General features: G+C 42.9%; 22 protein-coding genes and 4 tRNA genes. 7 read left to right on the forward strand and 19 right to left on the reverse strand.

Features of this window, described 5'->3' with window-relative positions; all coding sequences use genetic code 11:
- Nucleotides 1-113: 113 nt before the first annotated feature.
- The 13 genes from NUV69_05190 to polX all read right to left on the reverse strand — a co-directional run bounded on the left by NUV69_05190 (nt 114) and on the right by polX (nt 14,396).
- Nucleotides 114-3,629, reverse strand: a complete 3,516-nt coding sequence (locus NUV69_05190; protein ID MCR4325053.1) for a DNA polymerase III subunit alpha — start codon at nt 3,627-3,629, stop codon at nt 114-116.
- 86 nt (nt 3,630-3,715) lie between these two features.
- Nucleotides 3,716-5,038 (reverse strand): Asp-tRNA(Asn)/Glu-tRNA(Gln) amidotransferase subunit GatB, encoded by a 1,323-nt coding sequence (gene gatB, locus NUV69_05195; protein ID MCR4325054.1) that lies wholly within the window; start codon nt 5,036-5,038, stop codon nt 3,716-3,718.
- A complete protein-coding gene (locus tag NUV69_05200; GenBank protein MCR4325055.1) occupies nt 5,031-5,315 on the reverse strand; it encodes a hypothetical protein in 285 nt (94 codons plus the stop codon). The genes gatB and NUV69_05200 overlap by 8 nt, the downstream gene beginning before the upstream one ends.
- On the reverse strand, nt 5,288-6,700 hold the full coding sequence (gatA, locus tag NUV69_05205; protein ID MCR4325056.1) for an Asp-tRNA(Asn)/Glu-tRNA(Gln) amidotransferase subunit GatA: 1,413 nt from the start codon (nt 6,698-6,700) through the stop codon (nt 5,288-5,290). The genes NUV69_05200 and gatA overlap by 28 nt, the downstream gene beginning before the upstream one ends.
- Nucleotides 6,693-7,064 (reverse strand): Asp-tRNA(Asn)/Glu-tRNA(Gln) amidotransferase subunit GatC, encoded by a 372-nt coding sequence (gatC, locus tag NUV69_05210; protein MCR4325057.1) that lies wholly within the window; start codon nt 7,062-7,064, stop codon nt 6,693-6,695. The genes gatA and gatC overlap by 8 nt, the downstream gene beginning before the upstream one ends.
- 40 nt (nt 7,065-7,104) lie before the next feature.
- Nucleotides 7,105-8,016, reverse strand: a complete 912-nt coding sequence (locus tag NUV69_05215) for a M48 family metallopeptidase (protein MCR4325058.1) — start codon at nt 8,014-8,016, stop codon at nt 7,105-7,107.
- A gap of 154 nt (nt 8,017-8,170) precedes the next feature.
- Entirely contained in the window at nt 8,171-8,761 is a 591-nt protein-coding gene (locus tag NUV69_05220) for a hypothetical protein (GenBank protein ID MCR4325059.1), read from the reverse strand.
- Entirely contained in the window at nt 8,758-9,693 is a 936-nt protein-coding gene (locus NUV69_05225) for a dihydroorotate oxidase (protein ID MCR4325060.1), read from the reverse strand. The genes NUV69_05220 and NUV69_05225 overlap by 4 nt, the downstream gene beginning before the upstream one ends.
- A complete protein-coding gene (gene pyrE / locus NUV69_05230) occupies nt 9,690-10,343 on the reverse strand; it encodes an orotate phosphoribosyltransferase (GenBank protein ID MCR4325061.1) in 654 nt (217 codons plus the stop codon). The genes NUV69_05225 and pyrE overlap by 4 nt, the downstream gene beginning before the upstream one ends.
- Nucleotides 10,318-11,103, reverse strand: a complete 786-nt coding sequence (pyrF, locus tag NUV69_05235; GenBank protein MCR4325062.1) for an orotidine-5'-phosphate decarboxylase — start codon at nt 11,101-11,103, stop codon at nt 10,318-10,320. The genes pyrE and pyrF overlap by 26 nt, the downstream gene beginning before the upstream one ends.
- Nucleotides 11,103-12,005 carry a ribose-phosphate diphosphokinase gene (locus tag NUV69_05240; protein ID MCR4325063.1) on the reverse strand — a complete coding sequence of 301 codons (903 nt, stop codon included), beginning with the start codon at nt 12,003-12,005 and terminating at the stop codon, nt 11,103-11,105. Before NUV69_05240 ends, pyrF begins: the two co-directional genes overlap by 1 nt.
- Before the next feature lie 10 nt (nt 12,006-12,015).
- Nucleotides 12,016-12,570, reverse strand: a complete 555-nt coding sequence (locus NUV69_05245) for a LemA family protein (protein MCR4325064.1) — start codon at nt 12,568-12,570, stop codon at nt 12,016-12,018.
- 74 nt (nt 12,571-12,644) lie between these two features.
- Nucleotides 12,645-14,396 carry a DNA polymerase/3'-5' exonuclease PolX gene (polX, locus tag NUV69_05250; GenBank protein ID MCR4325065.1) on the reverse strand — a complete coding sequence of 584 codons (1,752 nt, stop codon included), beginning with the start codon at nt 14,394-14,396 and terminating at the stop codon, nt 12,645-12,647.
- 46 nt (nt 14,397-14,442) lie between these two features.
- On the opposite strand from polX, the gene NUV69_05255 reads away from it, so the two are divergent.
- From NUV69_05255 to NUV69_05280, 6 genes are all read left to right on the forward strand, one after another.
- Nucleotides 14,443-14,517 (forward strand) — tRNA-Asp (locus NUV69_05255).
- A 69-nt stretch (nt 14,518-14,586) separates the two neighbouring features.
- Entirely contained in the window at nt 14,587-14,877 is a 291-nt protein-coding gene (locus NUV69_05260) for a GIY-YIG nuclease family protein (GenBank protein MCR4325066.1), read from the forward strand.
- Nucleotides 14,878-14,927: 50 nt separating this feature from the next.
- Nucleotides 14,928-15,494, forward strand: coding sequence for a LysM peptidoglycan-binding domain-containing protein (locus tag NUV69_05265; GenBank protein ID MCR4325067.1), 567 nt, complete (start codon nt 14,928-14,930; stop codon nt 15,492-15,494).
- A gap of 41 nt (nt 15,495-15,535) precedes the next feature.
- Nucleotides 15,536-15,606: transfer RNA gene (locus NUV69_05270), tRNA-Gly, on the forward strand.
- Between the two features lie 138 nt (nt 15,607-15,744).
- Nucleotides 15,745-15,819 (forward strand) — tRNA-Thr (locus NUV69_05275).
- A gap of 10 nt (nt 15,820-15,829) precedes the next feature.
- Nucleotides 15,830-16,546 carry a hypothetical protein gene (locus NUV69_05280; protein MCR4325068.1) on the forward strand — a complete coding sequence of 239 codons (717 nt, stop codon included), beginning with the start codon at nt 15,830-15,832 and terminating at the stop codon, nt 16,544-16,546.
- Nucleotides 16,547-16,635: 89 nt separating this feature from the next.
- Here the strand turns inward: NUV69_05280 and NUV69_05285 are convergent, their stop codons facing one another.
- The 3 genes from NUV69_05285 to NUV69_05295 form a co-directional block, all read right to left on the reverse strand.
- Nucleotides 16,636-17,721 carry a hypothetical protein gene (locus NUV69_05285; protein MCR4325069.1) on the reverse strand — a complete coding sequence of 362 codons (1,086 nt, stop codon included), beginning with the start codon at nt 17,719-17,721 and terminating at the stop codon, nt 16,636-16,638.
- On the reverse strand, nt 17,711-18,898 hold the full coding sequence (locus NUV69_05290; protein MCR4325070.1) for an O-antigen ligase family protein: 1,188 nt from the start codon (nt 18,896-18,898) through the stop codon (nt 17,711-17,713). The genes NUV69_05285 and NUV69_05290 overlap by 11 nt, the downstream gene beginning before the upstream one ends.
- 15 nt (nt 18,899-18,913) lie before the next feature.
- A tRNA-Val gene (locus NUV69_05295) sits at nt 18,914-18,987 on the reverse strand.
- 38 nt (nt 18,988-19,025) lie between these two features.
- Here NUV69_05295 and lepB point away from each other — a divergent pair.
- Nucleotides 19,026-19,568, forward strand: coding sequence for a signal peptidase I (gene lepB / locus NUV69_05300; GenBank protein MCR4325071.1), 543 nt, complete (start codon nt 19,026-19,028; stop codon nt 19,566-19,568).
- Here the strand turns inward: lepB and NUV69_05305 are convergent.
- From NUV69_05305 to rplU, 3 genes are all read right to left on the reverse strand, one after another.
- Nucleotides 19,551-20,381, reverse strand: a complete 831-nt coding sequence (locus NUV69_05305) for a ParB/RepB/Spo0J family partition protein (GenBank protein MCR4325072.1) — start codon at nt 20,379-20,381, stop codon at nt 19,551-19,553. The genes lepB and NUV69_05305 overlap by 18 nt on opposite strands.
- 15 nt (nt 20,382-20,396) lie before the next feature.
- A complete protein-coding gene (gene rpmA / locus NUV69_05310; GenBank protein MCR4325073.1) occupies nt 20,397-20,648 on the reverse strand; it encodes a 50S ribosomal protein L27 in 252 nt (83 codons plus the stop codon).
- A gap of 157 nt (nt 20,649-20,805) precedes the next feature.
- Nucleotides 20,806-21,120 carry a 50S ribosomal protein L21 gene (gene rplU, locus NUV69_05315; protein ID MCR4325074.1) on the reverse strand — a complete coding sequence of 105 codons (315 nt, stop codon included), beginning with the start codon at nt 21,118-21,120 and terminating at the stop codon, nt 20,806-20,808.
- Nucleotides 21,121-21,163: the final 43 nt, after the last annotated feature.

Genomic DNA, 21,163 nt, shown 5'->3' on the forward strand with positions numbered 1-21,163 from the left:
ACCTCTTCGAGTCTGAGCTTGAAAGCTCATCCCTCAGAGTCGAATGACTCCCGACGTCATTAAGATTCCGGCGGGCAGGCAAGGATGCCACCTTAAATCCGTCTTTTGTCTTGCTAGTTTAGTATGTGGCAGCCTAAACTCGTTAGTTCATGCTCAAGGGTGATGTTTTTGGTTGCGCCGAATGGCACAGAGAGTCTTTTAGGGGAACCGTTGTCTGAGCCAAGAACCAGGAAAATTGGAACATCGCCAGGGCTAGCTTTTAAAACTTCGTAAATTTGGGAAAGAAGCGTTCTGTCTGCGTCTCTTGGGATCGAAACTTCCAAAACTTCTTCTTCCAAAAAGCTGGCCTTTTCTTCGACCTGGTCGAGGGGCGAGATGCTTTCCGCGATAATTGTTGCAGATTGTTCGTCTATCTCTAGCTTTCCGGAAACGACTACTATTTGGTCGGGTAGAATGTAAGATCTTGCCTGTTCATAGGTTCTGGGAAAAACGATGACGTCGATTGTGCCAGTTGTGTCTTGAAGCTTTAAAAAGCACATTTCTTCTTTCCTGATTTTTGTTAGAGTTCTTCGGACAGAGGAAATGATTCCACCGAGTTTTATTGGTTTGCCGGAAGAGATAACCGTTTCGAGTTCAGAAATTTTGGCGGTTGAGACACGGTCGAGTTTTTCACTTACTTTTGTTAGAGGGTGTTCGGTTAAATAGAGACCCAAAAGTTCTCTTTCCCAAGAAAGTATTTCTTCTTTGGGTGCTTCTTCGATTTCATTGAGCGCGCTCTCGAAGGAAACCGGGCTGGATGCTTGTTTTTCGAGTTCTGCCTCGTCAAAAAGTGATCCTTGTCCTTCGGCGACTGTTTTCGAAAGGGAAACATTAGAAGCTTTAATATCGTCCATGATCTTAAGCATGGCATTGCGCCTTCCAAACGCGTCCAAAGCACCTGCTTTAATTAAGCTTTCAAGGGTTTTTCTATTAACTACTCTAAGGTTTACGCGTTTTACAAAATCATCAAGCGATTTAAATTCGCCATTTGCGTTTCTTTCGTCAAAAATTGCTTCAACCGCTGCCCTTCCGACGTTTTTTATGGCAGAAAGGCCGAATCGGATACTTTTCTTTCCATGGTCATCTTCTACCGTAAAGCCAGTTTGTGACCTATTTACGTCCGGAGGAAGAACGGGTATTTTCATCTTCGCGCATTCGTTAACGGCAAGCGCAATTTTGTCAGGGTCGTCGGATTCTGCGGTCATTACAGCCGTCATAAATTCAACGGGGAAGTTAGCCTTCATGTATGCGGTTTGATAAGCGATAACTGCGTAAGATGCCGCGTGGGCCTTATTGAATCCGTAAGCGGCAAAAGGCTCGATCAGCTTAAACAGGCCTTCTGCTTTTTGTTGGGACATTCCGTTTTTCATCGCGCCTTCTGTGAACTTTTCCTTTTGCTTGGCCATTTCGGAAGGAATCTTTTTACCCATGGCTTTTCGGAAGTTGTCAGCTTCTTCCCAGCTATAGCCAGCTATGTTTATCGCAGTCAGCAAAACGTCGTCTTGATAAACGATGACGCCGTAGGACTCTTTGAGGTACTCTTCCATTCTTTTGTCGTAATAGGAGATTTTACCCTTATTGTGCTTCCTTTCAATAAATTCTGGAATTGAATACATTGGCCCCGGCCTGAAAAGAGAAATCATGGCCATAATATCGAAGATGTTCGTGGGTTTCAGCTCTTTTAAGTATCTGGTCATTCCAGAACCGCCGAGCTGGAAGAGACCTTGGGTTTCGCCTTTTGCCATTAGTTCGTAAGCTCTTTTGTCGTCAAAAGGAATTTTTGTAAGATCAATTTCTATTCCTTGCGTTTCACGAACAATTTCAACTGCCTGACCTAAAATAGAAAGATTTCGGATTCCCAAAAAATCCATTTTGACAAGACCCGCTGTTTCGACGTCGTGCATATCGAATTGAGTAATTATTTTTTCACCGGAAGTTTCTTTTTGAAGAGGGGTGTGGTCGGTGAGTTCTGTTGGCCCAATGACTACTCCCGCCGCGTGGACAGAAACGTGTCTTGCGTTGCCTTCTACCTTTTCCGCAAGGTCTATGAGTTCTTTTACTTCGGGGTCCTGATTATAGAGCTCACCAAGTTCTTTATTAACTTTTTTGGCGTTTTCGAGAGACATTGGGAATCCTTGCGCGCCGATTGGAATTAATTTGGCGATTCTATCTGCTTTGCTGTAGGGCCAACCTAAAACTCTAGCAACGTCTCTGACTGCTGCCCTTGCCATCATTGTTCCAAAAGTACCGATTTGCGCGACTTTGTCCCTCCCGTATTTTTGCCTTACGTACTCGATGACGTCGTCACGTCTGTTGTCGGCAAAGTCAACGTCGATATCGGGAAGCGATGGCCTCCAAAGGTTTAAGAATCTTTCGAATGGAAGTTTAAAGAAAAGAGGATTAACCGTTGTGATCCCGAGCGCGAATGAGACGAGACTGCCGGAAGCGGAACCTCGTGTTGTTGAAATGATTCCCTCTTCACGCGACCAATTAACAAAATCGGAAACTACTAAAAAGTAAGTCGAATATCCTTTCTTAGAGATGACAGAAAGTTCGTATTCCAGTCTTTCTTTCATTTCTGCGGTGACTTCAGGCACACGAGTTTTAATTCGCTCATAGCAGAGTTTTTTGAGGTATTCGTCTGCCGTCGTATCTTTCGGAACTTCATAAGCAGGAAAGGCGAATTTGTTAATAGGGATTTCGATGTTGACTCTTTCGGCAATTTTGATGGTGTTTTCAACGGCTTCTGGGATATCACTAAAGAGCTCTTCCATCTCGCTTGGGCTCTTGAGGTAATAGGTAGGTGAATCTACCATTCGAAGCCTTTTTGTGTCGGTAATATTTTTGCCAGTTTGAATACAAACGATTGCATCTTGGGCTTGGGCGTCTGTCGCCATCACGTAATGAAGGTCGTTGGTCGCAACGAGAGGAATGCCAAGTTCCTTTGAAAGGATTTTGGACCCGGCGATTATTTTCTTTTCTTCTCTATCCATTTTTTCGAGCTCTGCGTAAATTTCAGTACCAGGAGAGTGTGAGGTTATGAATTTGTCGTACAAATGCCTTTGAATTTCTAGATAGAAATTTTCACGGCCGACAATATCTATGTATTCCTGAGCTTTTTTCTTTGCTGCATCCATGTCGCCCGCGACCAAAAGCCTCGCGACTTCCGAAGAGTTGCAGCCGGAAAGAATAATTAGTCCTTTTGCGTGTTTTTTAAGAGTTGGTTTGTCGATTCTTGGTCTGTAATAAAATCCATCTACATGGGAAATGGTTACTAGCTTCATGAGGTTTCTGTAACCTTCATAATCCCTAGCAAGAACTGTTAGGTGGAAAATTTCGTTGTCGGTGCCTGCTTCTTTATCTGTATGTGACCTTTTGGCCATATACATTTCACAGCCTATTATGGGATTGATTCCTTCTTCTTTGGCGGCCTGGTAAAACTTGATCGCGCCATAAAGCGACCCGTGGTCTGTCATTGCCAGGTGCTTCATTCCCATTACTTTTGCCTGGTTAACTAACTTTTGGATCTTTGATAAACCATCTAGGAGTGAGTACTCTGTGTGTACGTGAAGATGTGCAAAATCAGCCATTTCTAGAGTGTATTATACACGTGTTTGGCGCTTATTTCGATCGTGAGCGAGAATCAAAATACCACAGTATTTATGCTGTGTGTATTTTATTTCAGCTTGGAGAGAAGCAGATTTTTGACCTGTTGAGTGTCCGCGTTTTTGCCAACTTTTTGCATCACTTGGCCTAGGAGAAACATTAGTGCGTTCTCTTTTCCATTCTTAAAGTCATTTGCTGCTTTTGGATTTTCGGAAATAACCTTGTCGATTATTTTTGCCAGCTCACCTTCGTTGATCGCTGTTTTTTGACCGCTTGTGACGATTGATTTTACAAGAGCTGCTGGAAGCGTAGTTTCCAGATTTGGCTTTTTGTTAAGAATAACGTTGGCAATTTGTTTCGGCGTGAGGTCATGTTCTTTTGCAACTTTGGCCGCTTCATCAAAGTATATGGCAACGTTTGAATCTCGGGTTAGAATTTCGACTTCGTAAGATGAAAGCTGGTAGTCTTTTTCGAATCTCGCGAATTTTTCGTCCGGCAATTCGGGAAGAGACGATTTAAGCTCCGCTATGTATTCTTTCGTGAACCTGTGAGGCGGGAGATCCGGTTCTGGAAAGTATCTGTAGTCATGAGCCTCTTCTTTGCTTCTCTGGGAGACGGTTTTTGACCTTACTTCGTCCCACCCTCGAGTTTCCTGGGCAGGCGTGTCGCCGGCGTCTAGGATTTCGGTTTGGCGTTTTATTTCAAAGTTGATCGCCTTTTCTACAAATTTAAACGAATTTATGTTTTTAACCTCTACTTTGTAATGGGGTAAGGTTTTTTCACCGGGTTTTCTTAAAGATATGTTGGGTTCAAGCCTCATATCCCCTTTTTCCATATCTGCACTGGAAACTCCCAGGTATCTAATCGTCTGCTGGAGTTTTTTGAGATATTCAACTACTTCTTGGGCGCTTTCAAAATCAGGTTCAGTGACTATTTCTACCAATGGAACTCCTGATCTGTTGAAATCAATTAAAGACGCTTTCTTTCCGTCTACGGTTGCGTGAGTCAACTTTCCGGTATCTTCTTCCATGTGCGCCCTGGTGATTCTTATTTTTTTGCCGCTTTTCAGATTTATTGATCCTTCGATACAAAAAGGCTGATCGTACTGGCTAATCTGGTAACCTTTGGGAAGATCTGGATAAAAGTAGTTCTTGCGATCAAATTTTGAAAACGTGGGAATTTTGCAATTTAAGGCAAGCCCTACTTTTATACACCATTCTATCGCCTGCTTGTTTGCATACGGCAGCGCCCCCGGCAAGCCAAGACATACGGGGCAGATATGAGTGTTCGGGTCCTTACCAAAATAGTCCGCGCTGCATCTGCAAAACATTTTGGATTTTGTATAAAGTTCAACGTGAACTTCAAGGCCAATTACTGGTTTGTAGTTATTCATTAGTATTGCTAGATTGATTTCTCCCAACAGTTCTTCCCTCGACGTAAAAATCAACAAGACTGCCAATTCCTATCAGCAGGTATCCTGTCATGATGACCAAAGCGCGTTTTTCTTCTCCTTCAAAAAACTGTAATGCTCCTAATACACCTAGCATTTGAGTTGTGGCTATACCGGTGAGATTCCTGATTGGGTGTAGATTTGCCCCTTCTCGTGTTGTTCTATAGGTTTCTATTGCGGATTCTTTAATCATTAAATGTTTGGTGTCTTTTCGTACCATTTTGTTTCTTGCTCGTATGCGTGGCCAATTTGATAGAGTAGTTTTTCGGAAAAGTCCGGGCCGACAATCTGCATACCTACAGGAAGATCGTCGAGGAAGCCGGCGGGAACATTAAGGCTCGGAATGCCGGCTAAATTAATCGTTGGTGTAAAAATGTCCGATAAATACATCGTTAAAGGGTCGTCTGTTTTTTCTCCGAGTTTAAACGGAACTGTTGGAGACGTAGGGCAAATTAATGCGTCGACATTTTTAAAGACGTTGACGAAGTCTTCGCGAATAAGTCTTCGGACTTTCATTGCCTTGAGATAATAGGCGTCGTAATACCCGCTGGAAAGCGTGTATGTGCCAAGAATTATTCTTCGTTTGGCTTCTTGGGCAAAATGAGATCTGTCGTTTCCAAATCTAATCCCATCGTACCTTGCGAGGTTCGAAGAGACTTCGGATGGCTGGATTATGTAATAGACCGCAATTCCGTGTTCTGTGTGTGGGAGGGAGACGTCGATAATTTCTGCTCCTTGGCTCTCAAGAACCCTCGCTGTTTTTGTAATGACGTCTTTTATTTTTGAGTCGAGTTTTTCAAAATACTCTTTGGGCAATCCAATCTTTAACCCTTTGACGCCGCCTTCTATATCTTTGGTGTAATCTTTTTCCCTTTTGTCTTGCGTTGTCGCGTCAAACTCGTCGGTTCCTGCAGTCGCGTTTAAAACAAGCGCATTATCCCAAACGGTTTTTGTGAAATGGCCGATTGAATCAAGAGAAGATGCCATCGCAATGACGCCATAGCGGGAGACTAAACCGTAAGTAGGTTTAAGCCCGACTAGATTGCAAAAAGATGCAGGAAGACGGATTGAGCCTCCGGTATCAGTTCCCGTTGCGGCAAGAACCATGCCAGCAGCGACAGACGCAGCGGATCCCGAAGAAGAACCGCCCGGGACTCTTTCTAAATCGTAAGGATTGTGTGTCGGGCCATAATCTGAATTTTCCCCGCTCGAACCATGAGCCCAAGCGTCTAGGTTTGTTTTGCCTATTGCAATAGCATTTTCTGTTTTGAGTTTTGTGACAACTGCCGCGTCATAAGGCGGAATGTAATCATCTAACACTTTAGATGCCGCTGTTGTTCTTACACCTTTTGTCGAAAAAAGATCTTTTATCGCAATCGGAATTCCAGCTAGTGGAGATAATTTCTGATTGTCCGCAATCAACTCATCGACTTTTTTGGCTTGTTCCAAGGGTTCATCTTCTATTATTGTGATGAAAGCATTGAGTTTGCTATTAAGTTCTTTTGTTTTGGCAAGGTAAGCTTCTGTTAGCTCTTTTGCTGAAAACTTTTTAGTAGCTAAAAGTTTTGAGGCTTCTTGAATTGTTAAAGCGCTAGTGTCAATCATTTGGGTCTTCTTCAAAAATTGCGTTTACTTCAAAAAATCCATTGTGAGTTTTTTTAGCGTTTTTCAGCGCGTCTCCTTGTGAAAGAGAAGGGGCTGCTTCGTCGTCTCTTGCAACGTTTTCTAATCCTGTGATATTAGAAATTGGTTCCACTTTGTCTGTATCTACCTCGTTGAGTTTGGAGATGTAATTGACGACTTCGCCGAGCTGTTTTTCGAATAGAGTTTTTTCTTCTGGAGTTAAGTTCAGGTTGGCAAGCTTTGCGACATGTTCGATATCGATCGATTGTTGTAGGCCCGCAGCGTTAGCGAGGACCGCAGGGCTCTGTCTATTGGTGATTGGTGATTGGTGATTGTTTTTTTTCATTCAATTAACTATTTACTATCAACAATTAACTATTTACCCCTCATTGCATTCCCCTTAACGCTTTGACCCGCTCCGGAATTGGAGGATGAGTATTGAAAAGGCCGGAAAACCAACCAATCGCGTCGTGGCGATTTTTTAGAGGGTTCGTGATGTAAAGATGAGCTGTCGCTTTATTGGCAACCTCGAGTGGTTCTTTGTCGCTAGAAATTTTAAGAAGGGCATCGGCTAGAGCGTCCGGGTTACGGGTTAACAAAACGCCGGAAGCGTCTGCCAAAAACTCTCTTTTGCGGGAAATTGAAAGCTGAATAAGCGTTGCGATAATTGGCGCGACGAGCGCCATGATAATTCCAAGGATCATAAAGATCGCGTTACCTTTGCCGTTATCGTCACTGTCTCCCCTTGCATGGAAGGACATTCTTAAGAAGAAATCTGCCAGTAGAGCTATCATCCCTGCGAGGATTGAGACGATGGTCATGAGCCTTGTGTCGTAGTTGCCGACATGGGAAAGTTCATGCGCGGCGACACCTTCGAGCTCTTGTTTGCTGAGTTTGTCTAATATTCCGGTCGTGAAAGCGATTGCCGCGTGTTTTGGATCTCTTCCTGTCGCAAACGCGTTCGGGGCGCTGTCGTTAATTAAGTAAACTTTAGGCATTGGAAGTCCGGAGGCGATACTCAAGTTTTCGACGAGTCTAAATAATTCCGGTTTATCTTTTTTCTCTATCCTTTTGGCTTTGGAAATCGCCATAACGATTTTGTCGCTGTTGTAATAGGAAATAAAGTTCATGATGCCTGTGATTATTAAGGCAATACCGGTGAAGTCGAGGGCGGACGGGCCATCGTAGCCAAGAGCTCTGGTAAAGATATAAACGACAGACGTTGCAAATGTCGCGAAAAAGAACATTATTAGCCATGTTTTAAACTTGTTCGCACCGATGTGTGTATAGGCCGTCATAGTGCCTAATTATAACTTTTATGTCTCCACTTTTCTATTAAATAAGAGCAAACATAAAAGTTACATCAGAGTCGCGAAGCGACTGCTGATATATCAGAATCACCTCGCTATCCTGTTATATAACACGATAGTAGAAAGCGATGGCTGATATACCTCAAATTACGCCTTGAAGTTGGGCTTTTTTGATGAGTGTTTGATGATGCGGTCTTTCGACGTGGGTATGTGTCGAATCACCGCCCATTAGAACTACTAGCGATATTGCGGGTTCGTCTGTTGTAAAACCTATGTGGGTTTCATACCTTGTGATAAGCGCTCTTCCTGTCAATCTCTGGACTGTGGATCGGTTACGAAGCATAAACAAATTTCCATCGAGTTCTTGGTAGAGCTCTCCTGCATTAGGATGGCGGTGATGGGAGGTTCTTTGATACGGTGGCAAATATTGCACTAAAATCTCCAGGTTTTTTTCGCTCCCTCTTGCTAGGTACAAAGCGTCCGACGGGGAACCTGTTTTGTGTGGCTCTCGCATCGAATAAAGTTTCATGCCAGTGGTTGTGACAACCACTGCTTTGCCATTAACGTAAATTTGGGCAATGTCGGTTCTACCTTCCGCATTTAGTTGTGTGTGTATCCCTTCTAGTTCTGATTGATTTCTTGCTACTGCCACCCTGAAGCTAGTTTCTGATTCAGGCATTAAAATTTCTGGGATATTTAGACGTGTTGCTGATGGCTCTCGTTCGAACCTCATAGAGATTTGAGTTTGCCGCGGAAGTCGGAAAGTTTTTTGTAGCCTTTAATCTCCATAAAATCTTTTAGCTCATTTTGAACTTTTTCAAATATACTCGGACCTTTTTGTAAATACGCGGAGCCTATTTGGACACCGGAAGCACCTGCGAGTATTAATTCAAAAGCGTCTATTCCACTATACACTCCTCCAACCCCAATTACTTGGATTTTATCTTCGAACAGTTCGTAGAATCTGCGGACGTTGGCAAGTGTCGTATATTTTATGTAGCCGCCACCGATTCCACCGAGCCCGCCTTTGGGTTTTATTATTGGTTTTTCGGTGTAAGGATTAATCACGAGGCCGTTGCCTATCGAGTTGATACAAGTCACAAATTTCACCGGGTATTTTTTGGCAACTTCCGCAATTTGGTCAAAGTGGACCAAATCAAAATAGGGCGGAAGTTTAATGCCAAATGGCTTTTTGGAAACTTGGGATACGGCATCCAAAAGTCTAGCCATTTCTTCGACATCATAGCCAACGATCGGTTTGCCGATTGTGTTTGGAGAACCAGGATTAAATTCGACAATGTCGACGTCAGAGTTGTTAAATGCCCGGAACATGATAAGGTCGTCATCCAGAGTCATCCCGCAAATGCTGGCGATAGTCGGTTTTTTGTATTTTTTCTTGAGAATTTTGGCGTAGCGGACGTATTCCTTGTATCCCATATTCGGCAGACCCATCGAGTTGATGGATCCGTAAGCAAGGTCTGCATACCTAGGCAGCGGGTTTCCTTCTCGAGGTTCTATTGTGCAGGATTTCATGGTGATTGCGGAGGATTTTGACTGAGCGATGATCTCTAAATCGGGTAACGTTTCGTCTGCGGGGCCGGAGGCGTTAAAGATGCAAGTTTCAAGTTTTACGCCCGCGATTTTTGTTGTGATATCTGCTTTCATTCGAAGCCCATTTTCTTTCCCCAACCTTTGGGGTCTTTCGCCCAATCCAGAACAATCGAGATTTGGTTTTGTTTTAACAATCCATTTTCTGCCGCGATTTTTGTTGCCGCTTTGAAGTTCGAAAGAGAAACAAGTTTTACTTTCGCCCGTTTGAAGTTGGTTTCTGCTTCTTTCATTCCATAAGTAAAAATTGCAACCTCGCCGACTACTTTGGCTCCTGCCTTTCTTAAGGCCTTTATAACTCTAATCGACGAGCCGCCAGTTGAAACTAAATCTTCTATGACTAAGACTTTTTGACCTTTTTTAATAACACCCTCGATCTGATTTCCTTTACCGTGTTCTTTCGGCTGAGGGCGAACATAAACCATAGGAAGATTTATTTTTTGAGCGATAATGGCAGCGTGAGGAATACCCGCAGTTGCCGCCCCTGCAATGACGTCAATCTTACCCATTCCTTTAACTTTCCGAGTCATGAGGTCGATGACCTTTCTCCATTCTGGTGGGTTTGACATTAATAGGCGATTGTCGGTATAAACTGGGCTGAGAATTCCGTTGGTGTATTTGAAAGGGCGCGAAGGACGAATGAAGATGGCTCCAAGGTTGAAAAGAATAGCGGCTACTTTTTCAGAGTCTGTAGTTGTTGATTTCATCTCTTAAGGTTTGGGCAGAGATTCGAGGATCGTTTGCGTAGATTATGCCGGAGCTGGAGTTGATTATCAAGCCCTTTTTGTCTTTTGTTAACCCATTTTGGAGCGCCTTTTTTAAGTCTCCGCCCTGTGTTCCCATGCCAGGAACCAAGAATGTCATTTTCGGCGCGACCTTTCTAATTTCTTTAAGTTGGGCTGGCCAAGTGGCGCCGACGACCATTAAAAGATTGTGATATTTCTTGTCCCAGCTGGTAACTTTTTTGGCGACTTTTATATAAAGTGGGTCATTTCCAACTTTTAAATCTTGAAAATCTCCTGCTCCAGGGTTAGATGTTCTTGCTAGCACTATTATTCCCTTGTCTCTTCTTTGTAAAAATGGCGTCAGAGAATCTTCGCCCAGATAAGGATTGACTGTAACCGCATCAACTTTTAAAAAGTCGAATACTTCTTTGGCGTACATTTCAGAAGTTGATCCGATGTCGCCTCTTTTGGCGTCTAAAATTATTGGAAGGTGTGGATGTCTCCTTTTAATGTACTGTATTGTTTTTTGTAAATCTTGTATTCCCTGAATTCCCTGAGCGCTGTAAAAGGCAAACTGTGGTTTGTAGCAGCAGACAAGATCTGCGGTTGTGTCGATGATTTTTTTGTTGAAAGCAAACAGAGAAATTTTTTCTTTGAATTTTAAAGGGTCGGGGTCGAGACCTACGCAAAGTAGGCTGTTGTTTGCTTGAACTGCCCGGTCTAACTTCTGTTGAAAATTCACTAGATTTCTTCTCTAAGGCAGTTCGCAAGCAGTGGGGCAGTTGACGCGATTTCGATCTTTTTAGATTTTATACCAGTTGTGATCGTATCGGTAACTATTACTTTATCTATCGTGCTGTTTTCTAGGTTCTTGACAGCGTCCCCAGCAAGGACACCATGGGTTGCGCAAACTAAAACTCTTTTAACGCCTTTTGCTTTTAGTGCTTCGGCGGCTTTTATAATTGTGGTGCCAGTTGAAATGATGTCATCCAAAATTATTGCTGTTTCACCTAGCGATTCTCCGGAAATCGATAAAACTTCGAGTGTTTCCCTTTCGTGAATATTTCTTTTTTTCTCAATAACGACAAGGGGCGCTTCCAAGAGCGACGCGAAATTTCTGGCACGTCTGACGCCGCCAACATCTGGGGCAACGACCACAGGACTTGTTAGTCTTTCACCTTTGACAGCTGCGGCTAGTACCTCTTTTGCACTCAGATGAACAACAGGAACGTCGAAAAAGCCGACTATTGGGTCTGCATGCAGATCGACGGTAATGACTTTTGTTATGCCACTTGTAGTTAATATGTTGGCTACAACTTTTGCGGAAATTGGTTCTCCTTCTCTTGACTGTTTTTCTTTTCTGGCATACCCGTAATAAGGAATGACAGCTGTTATTTTATTAGCACCTGAACGCTTGAGTGCGTCTGCTATCAGCGCGAGTTCTATAATGTGATCGTTAGTAGGAGCGCTCGTTGATTGAACGATAAAAACGTTTGCGTTGTTAACGTCTTCCTGGATCCAGACGTCAGATTCGGTATCAGAAAAATGACCGACTTCTATTTTTCCAAGGGGAATTTTTGATTTTTGAGAAATTAATTTTGCGAGGTTGGGGCTGGCACTGCCTGCAAAGATTTTGGCTGCCATTTTGTTAAATTTAGAATTTTACTTCGATGTCTTTCTTCGCATTGGGTTCGGCTTCAAAAAATTCTTCTTCACTAAAACCAAACATCCCTGCAAGAAGCACGTTTGGAAATACCTTTATTTTGGTGTTGTAATCCAGAACGTTTGCGTTGTAAAACTGTCTTGCGGATGCGATTTTTGTTTCTGTATCCGAAAGTTCTTGTTGCAACTCTTTGAAATTTTCTGAGGCTTTGAGGTTTGGGTAAGCTTCCGCAACGGCAAAAAGCGTTTTTAGAGCGCCTGCCAACATGTTGTTTGCTTCCGCTGCCTGGTGTGGGTTTTTAGCTCCAAGCAGTGCGGACCTTGCTTTGGTGACGTTTTCGAAAACCGATTTTTCGTGTTTGGCGTAACCTTTAACTGTTTCGATTAAATTAGGTATAAGCGAGGACCTTCTTTTTAGCTGGACTTCGATTTGAGACCAGGCTTCTCGGATTCTGACCCTCGCAGTCACAAGACTGTTATAGAGAAACCAGATAAAAACTGCAATTACAATTAGTACGCTAGCTGCTCCTATTAAAACGGGTGACATTTCACAAAATTATATGCTAAACCCCGTTAAAAAGTCTAGAACTGGTTAGAGCGAGTTGTTCAGCTATTGTATGGCTATTTTTTAAACGGGGTAAAGAGCTTCTTGAACTCAACCCAAGGCCGTGTATTGGTTATATCTTTTTTAGTTGCCCACCCGCGTCTTGCGACAGAAACTCCAAAGTGCATGTTATCCATTTGACCAACTGCGTGTGCGTCTGTGTTGATTATGAATTTAATCCCGTAACTTAGCGCTTCTCTGACAAGCGTATCCGGAAGATCGAGCCTGCTTGGCCAGGCATTAATTTCTAGCATGGTTCCTGTTTTTTGACATTCTTCAAATACTTTTGGCCAATCAACATCGTAGGACTCTCTTTGCAGTAAGAGCCTTCCTGTGGGGTGCGAAATGAGCTGTACATAGGGAGATCGACACGCGACGAGGAGCCTTTCTGTGATTGTCTTTTTGTCCTGGCTGTGGCTCGAGTGAATACCTGCAATGGAGCCATCGAGGAGCTTAAGCCCTTCAACGGGAACCGAAAGTTCTCCATTGGTAAGAATATCTATTTCGAGTAAATTTAACAGTCCAATATTTTTGTTCGAGGACTTTAATTGTTCTATTTTGTCTTTTCTCTTCTTAATGAGGTCTACTATCTTAGCTTTTGAATGGGTAGAGACGCCGGGTGAATGATCGGATAGGCCGATGTATTCGTATTTAAGGCTTTTTGCTTTTTTAATTATTTCTTCCATCGAGTTTTTGCCAAGGTCGTGGCTTGGTTCGATGTTGTAACTCGAGTGGAGGTGAATGTCCCCCTTTATGTCTTTGAGGGAAACGAGGTCTGGAAGTTTCTTTGCAATGGCGGCTTCAATTTCACCTGTGTCTTCTCTTATTTCGGGCTCGATGTAATCCATACCAAGGAATTTATAAAATTCTTCCTCTGTTTCAAATTCGTGGAGTTTTCCACCTTTTTCTATTCCGAGGTCGGAAACCTTGATGTCTTTTTTCTGCGCGAGTTCACGCAGGTGGATGTTGTGGTTTTTGGATCCTGTAAAATGCTGCAGGAGCGCGCCGAAGGCCTTCGTTGGCTGAACCATGAGGTCGATACGAAGTCCGTTATAAAGAAGCGCGGAAGATTTTCTGGGACCCGCGTTTAAGATTCTTGAAATTTCGCGGAATTTTTTGAAGTGTTCTATTACTTGCTCCGGCTTTTCGGAAGCCACAGCAATATCGACGTCACCGACGGTCGCAACCATGCGGCGGAGGGATCCGAGAGGTTCTGCCCTTTCGACTTCTTTAAGTGAGCGCAGGTGCTGAAGAATTCTTTCCGCTTGATTGAAAGCAGTCGGAAGTGGATATCTGTCCGTTGTTTTTGTTTTTGATTCACTAATTGATACCAGAATATCTTTTTCACTTTTTTCACCAAACCCTGGAAGCTCTCTTATTCTTCCTGCTTTGGCTGCGTCTTCCAGGTCTTTAATGGTTTTGATTTTTAACTCTTTGGCAAGCTTATAAGCGTTTTTAGGACCAAGTCCAACAAGGCCCAAAAGGGGAAACATGCCTTTGGGCAGACTTTTTTTAAGCTCTTCGAAGTGTTTTACCTTTCCAGTTCGGAATAATTCGTCTAAATGAGCTTGAATAGATTTACCTAAACCGGGAACCGTGTCGAGTTTGCCGTCGTCCCAAAGGTCTTTTAATTCGCTTGTTGCGTGCTCAACGCTGTTTGCCGCGTTTTCGTAAGCGATAACTTTGAAACTATTGCCGCCTGTCGCCGCGTAGGCCGCGGAAATGGTTCTTAGGAGCTGTTCTATTTCCTTATTAGAAAAATACTTCATATCGAGCCCATTATATGCTAAACTACGCCTAACGCAAGGCGTTTGTGGGACCGTAGCTCAGCTTGGTTAGAGCGCTTCCCTGTCACGGAAGAGGTCGGGGGTTCGAGTCCCCTCGGTCCCGCCTTTGTCTCGCTGAAGCTCGACTTCGGCGGGTAAACCCGCCCAAAGTAAGGGCGAAAGCGGACATTCAATATATTACGTCTATTTTCTTCAGCTATCCAATAAAAAAACGTACATCGGCTCCACAAGTAATTTAAAAGGTAGGCTGTTAAAACACAGTAAGGGACAAGTGTCGTCGACAAAAGGTTCATTGCCTGTTCGTTTGGTTGCTTATTTTGCATTTCGAAACAAACATATTTCATTTAAGTTTGAAAAATATCTTAAGTCAGGCTCAGGTAGAGCATTTACTAAGAAGCACGAACTTGTAGAAGTTTGGTTTTGCCCTAAAATCCCCCTAGCATTACAGTTCCCTTTGTGGTAATTTAGAAAAAATCTACGACACATAGTCTCCTGCCTGGAAAGGAGGTAAAGTTGCCTAGAAAGAAAAATACTTCAGTTATTGCTGGCTTTTGGCCAATAGATTACAGAGAATCTTATCCCAGCTTAATTCTTGGTGCGATTATTTTAGTTATTCTTGGACTCTTGGTTTTTAACTTTTTTAATAGAACCAGAATGAGTCAGATTGGTAGCGGGGAAAATACAGAACTAACGACACCAGAGGGAGCTGAGAGCGATGCGAAAAAACATACGGTTACAGAGGGAGAATCTCTGGCTAAAATTTCCGAAACAATTTACGGTTCCCAAGACTTCTGGCCACAACTGGCACAAGTAAATAATATTGCGAATCCTAACGTTTTGTCCGCTGGTATAACCCTGGATATTCCGGATAAAGTGGATCTTGAGCAAGGAAAATTTGGAGCGCCAGATGTAGCTACTTCATATCAAGTAAAAGAAGGCGATACTCTGTTTAAGATAGCCGAAGAAGTCTACAAAGACGGTTCAAGGTGGACAGAAATATCAAGAGCTAACGGGTTAGGAAGACTTCCGAACGGAAATCCTCTAGTTTTTGCTGGATCTACGATTAGTATACCTAGATAAAATCTAGTAAAATCGATACTGGCTTAATATGCCGCTTAACTGCGGGATTAGTACAATGGCAGTATGCCACCTTCCCAAGGTGGAGACGCGAGTCCGATTCTCGTATCCCGCTCAAGTTGTGAGGGGTTCACTTTTTTGCGAAGCAAAAAATATCGCTCCGAGTGGAACGAGAATGAAGATATTTCCCCCACCCGCTCACCATGTTTGAATCGTGCTCTCGCAGGAGATACAATTGAGCTGGCTCAAATCTGCCGGAGTGGCTCAGTGGTAGAGCAACTGTTTCGTAAACAGTGGGTCGTGAGTTCGATTCTCACCTCCGGCTCCATCAAATATAAATGGCAAGAAGAGGTTTAAGAATTCAAAGACTAGCGCGAAGAGAAGAGAAAGAGACTATTAAAAGAGTTGTCTTTTTTTCTGTTATTAGCTTAGTCATTGCTATTTTTCTCTTCACCCTTGGCATTCCCCTACTCGGCAGGTTTGCGGATTTACTCGGTCTTGTTTTTAAAGGCCAAACTTCTGTTTCAGAAGATGCTACTATTCGCCCCCCATTTTTAGACGAATTACCAGAAGCAACAAATACGGCGAGAATAAAAGTCACTGGATTTTCAGGCGAAGGTGAAGTCGTAAAGATTTTTATCGACGAGCGTGAAAGTGATGAGACAAAAATTCAGGACAGTCGATTTGCGTTTGATGAGGTAGAACTTACAAGTGGAGAAAATAAAATAAGAGTGAAATCTAAAGCTGCAGATGGCAAAGAAAGTGATTTTTCGCAAGAAAAGATTGTTGTATTTGACGACAAAGAGCCAATGTTGACGGTGGAAACTCCCCAAGATGGTCAATCATTTTCTGGCAACAATAGAATTACGGTTTCCGGGAAAACAGATCGCGATGCGCAGGTCTACGCGAATAATTTTTTGGCAAGCGTAAACATTGATGGCAGTTTTGACGTTTTAGTTCCGGTTGCTGAGGGTGAAACTGTAATCGAAATAAAAGCTCAAGATATTGCCGGTAACACAAAAGTCGAACAGCGGAAAATTAACTTTAATAAGTAAACTCTAAATCGCTATGTTGCTAGATTGATATGTTGTTATGTTGAAACTCAATTTAGCAATTTAACAATCGTAACAATGTAACAATTTAATTACGCTGTCCAGTGTCCGTTAATAAACATAATTGCAAGGGCAAGTTGCAAGCAAAGAGAAATTCCCCACACAAAAATTGCTAACTTTTTTCTAGTTGTAAGATAGTTCCCTATTAATAAAAACGCTGGCAGGGCCGCGAGTAAATATCTTGGCATGCTTGTTAAGGTTCCGGTTGACGCCGGGATCAGGATGGTAAAAAGCGCGTAGAGCGCCCATGAAAAAGGAATTTTCTTAATCCCTGCAATTATTATCAAAATAAACGCGATTGTTAAGGTAACGTCTAAATGATCGTTAAATGGCCTATCGAATGGGTTGCTTGAGAGATACGAATAAATAGTTGAAATTGGGTTTTGGAAAGTCCGATGCCACCATATCGATTGTGCATTTGCGAAAAACAATGGGTCGCCAAACTTTAACTTTAGGTAAAGCGCGTAAAGTGTAAGACCAAGAACAGATAAAGGTAGATAAAAAATTTGGTACCAGTTCCTGGTGGGATTCTTTCGGATACTTGCAGCAACAGCAAATAAAATGGGAATCGTAAGAAAAACTCCAACGAACCTTGTTGCGGTTGCCAGACCTGCTGCAATTGACGCTTTGAAAAGATTATTCTTTTTAAGAAATAAGAAAGTTAAGGCGACAAAAAGGAGAAAGATTGATTCCGAATAAAAGCTGACTGCAAAATAAGTGGTTGGAAATGTTAGGTATGTGATAACCGTTGGCCACGCTGCTTTTTTGCCGAAAGTTAGGCGCGCAAGATCGCGGGTTGCATATAGAAAAAGCAGAAACGCGACGTTTGAAATTAAAAGACCCGCAAGTAATATGTTGTTGAAAAGTAAAACAGAGAGAATCTTGGTCAGTAGCGGAAAAAGCGGGAAGAACGCACCGTTATTGGCAAAGTATCCGTCTCTGGCGATTGTATAGAAATATCCTCCGTCCCATTGCGCAAGCGAATACCAGTAGCTAAATTCTTTTCCGGGTGCGATTGCGCCAATCGCGCCGTTTGCCGCGAGTGGGAATACCAGGCTTCCCAAGATTGTGCTAAACAAGAGTCCGAGTCGCCAGAAGAGGAAAACTTTAGTTATCATACGTGGTTGCTAAACCAAGAATAAACCAATAGGAAAGCATCAGCTGCGGGAAAAACAGTGAATTTACGAATTGGGAATGAATAACAAGACTAGCAAGAGCGGCGGTTCCAATTAACCCAATAGCTTTTTTGCTTTTGGTAAACTCCACAAACATTGAAAAAAATAGACAAATAAAAGGTACCAAGCCTATTATCCCTGTCGTTGCAGCAACTAGGAGGATGCTGGAGTCGCTCCCGGCACCCGAGTGGCCACCAAGAGGGTTATCGTGTGGAAAGAGGTTGTACCTTGCTTGAGCGAAGCGATAAGAGTTGAAGCCGACGCCAAAAATTGGGTTGTCCTTGAAAATTGTGACAGCGTTTTTCCAACTTTCGATTCTAGCTTCTGATGTTTCGTCTAAGGTAAACGCGCCCAGTATTCTGGCTCTGACCGGACTAAGCGCGAAGAAAGAAATGCTAAACGCGATTAAAAATATTAAGAGGGCATTTCTGGATTTTAGAAGGCCAATAACTAAGAGCCCTGCCAAAAGCGCTAGATACGAGCTCCTCGAAAAAGTTAGCACTAAGGCCACAAAAGAGACGAGAGACATAAGAAAATAAAGCTTTTCGGCTCTTTCGAGATACATCACAGTTGCCGTAAAGAAAAGTAAGGCTATTAAGCCTCCCGCGAAATTCGGATCCAAAAAAGTAGATGCCAGCCTTCTTTGGTGAGGATCCCATCCGAAGGGCACAAGCGGTGTGAAGTCTGGCAGAAAAATTATTTGTAGAAAACCCGCAAGTATAAAGATGAGGCCGACGATTAAATAAATGTTCAGCCAGCTTGTAATTTTGTTTTTGGCGATTGTATTTGAGGTAACTATGAAAATGAAAAAGTAGAGAATAAATCTCGCTAAAAAGAGCAGCGAGATCAGAACTTCCTTTTGGGAAAGGTTTACTTTGGCAAGAGTTGTTGAAGCGAGCGCGACCAGACTAAAGATTAGAACTGGTAGAAATACTCTTGGGTTGAGCTTTAAAGATTTTCTAATAAGAAACGTGTGAACGAGAAAGACTATAACTGTAACAAAAATAAAAATGTCGGAAAGCGTTATGTACGCCGCACCTTCAGAGATGGGGATCCTGATTAGCTGACCGGGAATGATAGACGCAAGGGACAATATAAGAAGGAGTTTTACGATATTCATTTATTTTTGACGAAGTGGGCAACAGAGGATTCGAACCTCTGGCCTCTACAGTGTGATTGTAGCGCTCTAACCAACTGAGCTAGTTGCCCCTTGATGGCACGATGAATATTAACATAAAATATTTAGCATGAGTTATCAGGAGGGGTTTAAATTATTCGTTAAAGAGGCAGTCCAGACAGTTGCCATCACCCTAGTAGTTCTTTTTTTCGTCTACAACTTCCTCGTCCAACCCCACAGAGTTAAAGGCGATTCGATGCTCCCAAATTACCATGACGGCGAGTTGCTGTTAACGGAAAAAATCAGTTATAGATTTGGTGACCCTCACCGGGGAGACGTTATCGTTTTCAGGGCGCCCGTTGGAAGAAAGGTTGACTTTATTAAGAGGATCGTCGGTCTTCCTGATGATACTGTTTCTATCCAGGATGGGAAGGTGCTAATTAATGGGTCGGAGCTGAAGGAGCCTTACGAAACCCAGCTTACACAAGGGAATGACACGGTTCAACTTTCTGACAATCAATATTTCGTTCTGGGAGACAATCGCAATTCTTCTTCGGATTCAAGGAGCTTTGGTTTAATTGATAAGGAAAGTATTAGGGGAAGAGTTTGGGTCGTTTATTGGCCGCCTACCGGCGATGGGGGTTTTAGAACAATTTCAAGAGTTAACTACTAAATCCCTGATTCTTTTTATTACTTCCGAAGTTTTTTCTACGTTGCCTTTGATGACTATTAGCATCTTACTTTCCACCCTGGATTGGCTAATTTTGACGGCCGCTTTCACGTCACCGTTAGAAAGTTTTTGCGTTAGATCCGCTTGATATTTATCTAGCTCTTCGTTTTGGAGTCGGAGAGCCGGCTTTTGTTGTTTTGGGGCAATATTTTCGCGCGCTTTCAATTTTCGGGCAAGTTCCTCCGCGCCTCTTACGGAAAGATTCTGCGACAATACCATTTTATACGCTTCGACAATTAGATGAGGGTCTTCGAGAGAAGAAAGCGCGCGGGCGTGGCCTTCGGTCGTCGCGCCAGAAGCAAGGGCATCTTTGAGCGCATCGGGGAGGGTCAAAAGTCGTAAGCTGTTGGAAACGTAAGGCGCACTTTTTCCAACTTTGACTGCGATTTCGCCTGTCGAAAGGTTAAATTCATCCATCAGTCTTCTGAATGCTTGTGCCCGCTCGAGTGGATTGAGGTCGACTCTCTGGACGTTCTCGATGATGGCCATCTCGAGCATTCCCTGAGGAGTTGTTTCTTTAATAATTACAGGGACTTTAGAAAGACCGGCAATTTTACTTGCTCGCCACCTTCTTTCGCCAGCAATTATTTGATAACCGGCAGGGGTTTTGGCGACGACGAGTGGTTCGAGAACTCCGTTTTCACGGATTGAATCTACAAGTTCTACAAGTGAGTCGGTTGTAATTAGCCCACGCGGTTGGAGAGGGTTGGGCTGAAGCATATCGATGTCGATCTCGAAAATTTGGACTTCTTCCATGGTTTTGCAGACTTTTTAAGACTGCGAGACGAAAACGTACTTTCGGCCTAGCTTTTGCTTAAATTGGACTGTGCCTTGGGTAATTGCGAAGATTGTGTGATCTCGGCCGATCATTGTTCCTTCGCCTGAATAAAACACCGTGCCTCTTTGTCTGATTATGATGTTGCCAGGAATAACTTTTTGACCGGCGTAAACCTTTACACCCAGTCTTTTACCTGCCGAATCCCTGTTTTTAGCGGTCGCGCCGCCACCTTTTTTATGAGCCATTTTAGTCTCCTACGGAGAATTTTTAATTTCTAAATAATTCTCTAATTCCCAATTTTTAATTTTTTTAGAGTAATTAGAGTAATTAGAGTAATTCGGTATGATTCTACCGTCATTTTCACGCTCTGTCAATGACATACTTGTGACACCTTTTGATATGTTAAGCGGAGATTTTTTCGATCAAAACCTTTGTTTTTAAGTGTCTGTGACCTGAAGTTCTCGTGTATCTGGACTTAGATTTAAATTTAACGACCCTTATCTTTTTATCCTTGAAGGTTTCTATGATTTTGCCTTGAACGGAGGCTTTTGCTACAGCTGGTAATCCTACCAGGATTTTGTCTCCACCGACCATTAAAACTTCGCCGAAGCTGACTTTGCCGTCTTTTTCGCCTTCGAGCTTTTCGACTGCTAACGTTTGGCCTTCTTCGACTTTATATTGTTTTCCGCCAGTTTTAATAACTGCCCATGTGCTCATTAACAGAGGATTTTAACATCTGACGCGCTTTTTTGCCAACTTA

Source organism: Candidatus Curtissbacteria bacterium (genome assembly GCA_024654445.1).
Lineage (GTDB): Bacteria > Patescibacteriota > Microgenomatia > Curtissbacterales > GWA2-41-24 > JANLHP01.

Excerpts from the sequence above, each read along its gene's own strand:
- NUV69_05290 (MCR4325070.1), bottom strand. The coding sequence starts at position 18,898 with ATGAATATCGTAAAACTCCTTCTTATATTGTCCCTTGCGTCTATCATT.
- gatC (MCR4325057.1), bottom strand. The coding sequence starts at position 7,064 with ATGAAAAAAAACAATCACCAATCACCAATCACCAATAGACAGAGCCCT.
- pyrE (MCR4325061.1), bottom strand. The coding sequence starts at position 10,343 with ATGAAATCAACAACTACAGACTCTGAAAAAGTAGCCGCTATTCTTTTC.
- NUV69_05245 (MCR4325064.1), bottom strand. The coding sequence starts at position 12,570 with ATGTCACCCGTTTTAATAGGAGCAGCTAGCGTACTAATTGTAATTGCA.
- NUV69_05240 (MCR4325063.1), bottom strand. The coding sequence starts at position 12,005 with ATGGCAGCCAAAATCTTTGCAGGCAGTGCCAGCCCCAACCTCGCAAAA.
- rplU (MCR4325074.1), bottom strand. The coding sequence starts at position 21,120 with ATGAGCACATGGGCAGTTATTAAAACTGGCGGAAAACAATATAAAGTC.
- lepB (MCR4325071.1), top strand. The coding sequence starts at position 19,026 with ATGAGTTATCAGGAGGGGTTTAAATTATTCGTTAAAGAGGCAGTCCAG.
- NUV69_05220 (MCR4325059.1), bottom strand. The coding sequence starts at position 8,761 with ATGAGGTTCGAACGAGAGCCATCAGCAACACGTCTAAATATCCCAGAA.
- gatA (MCR4325056.1), bottom strand. The coding sequence starts at position 6,700 with ATGATTGACACTAGCGCTTTAACAATTCAAGAAGCCTCAAAACTTTTA.
- NUV69_05305 (MCR4325072.1), bottom strand. The coding sequence starts at position 20,381 with ATGGAAGAAGTCCAAATTTTCGAGATCGACATCGATATGCTTCAGCCC.
- gatB (MCR4325054.1), bottom strand. The coding sequence starts at position 5,038 with ATGAATAACTACAAACCAGTAATTGGCCTTGAAGTTCACGTTGAACTT.
- NUV69_05285 (MCR4325069.1), bottom strand. The coding sequence starts at position 17,721 with ATGATAACTAAAGTTTTCCTCTTCTGGCGACTCGGACTCTTGTTTAGC.
- rpmA (MCR4325073.1), bottom strand. The coding sequence starts at position 20,648 with ATGGCTCATAAAAAAGGTGGCGGCGCGACCGCTAAAAACAGGGATTCG.
- NUV69_05215 (MCR4325058.1), bottom strand. The coding sequence starts at position 8,016 with ATGACGGCCTATACACACATCGGTGCGAACAAGTTTAAAACATGGCTA.
- NUV69_05280 (MCR4325068.1), top strand. The coding sequence starts at position 15,830 with ATGGCAAGAAGAGGTTTAAGAATTCAAAGACTAGCGCGAAGAGAAGAG.
- NUV69_05200 (MCR4325055.1), bottom strand. The coding sequence starts at position 5,315 with ATGGTACGAAAAGACACCAAACATTTAATGATTAAAGAATCCGCAATA.
- polX (MCR4325065.1), bottom strand. The coding sequence starts at position 14,396 with ATGAAGTATTTTTCTAATAAGGAAATAGAACAGCTCCTAAGAACCATT.
- NUV69_05190 (MCR4325053.1), bottom strand. The coding sequence starts at position 3,629 with ATGGCTGATTTTGCACATCTTCACGTACACACAGAGTACTCACTCCTA.
- NUV69_05225 (MCR4325060.1), bottom strand. The coding sequence starts at position 9,693 with ATGAAAGCAGATATCACAACAAAAATCGCGGGCGTAAAACTTGAAACT.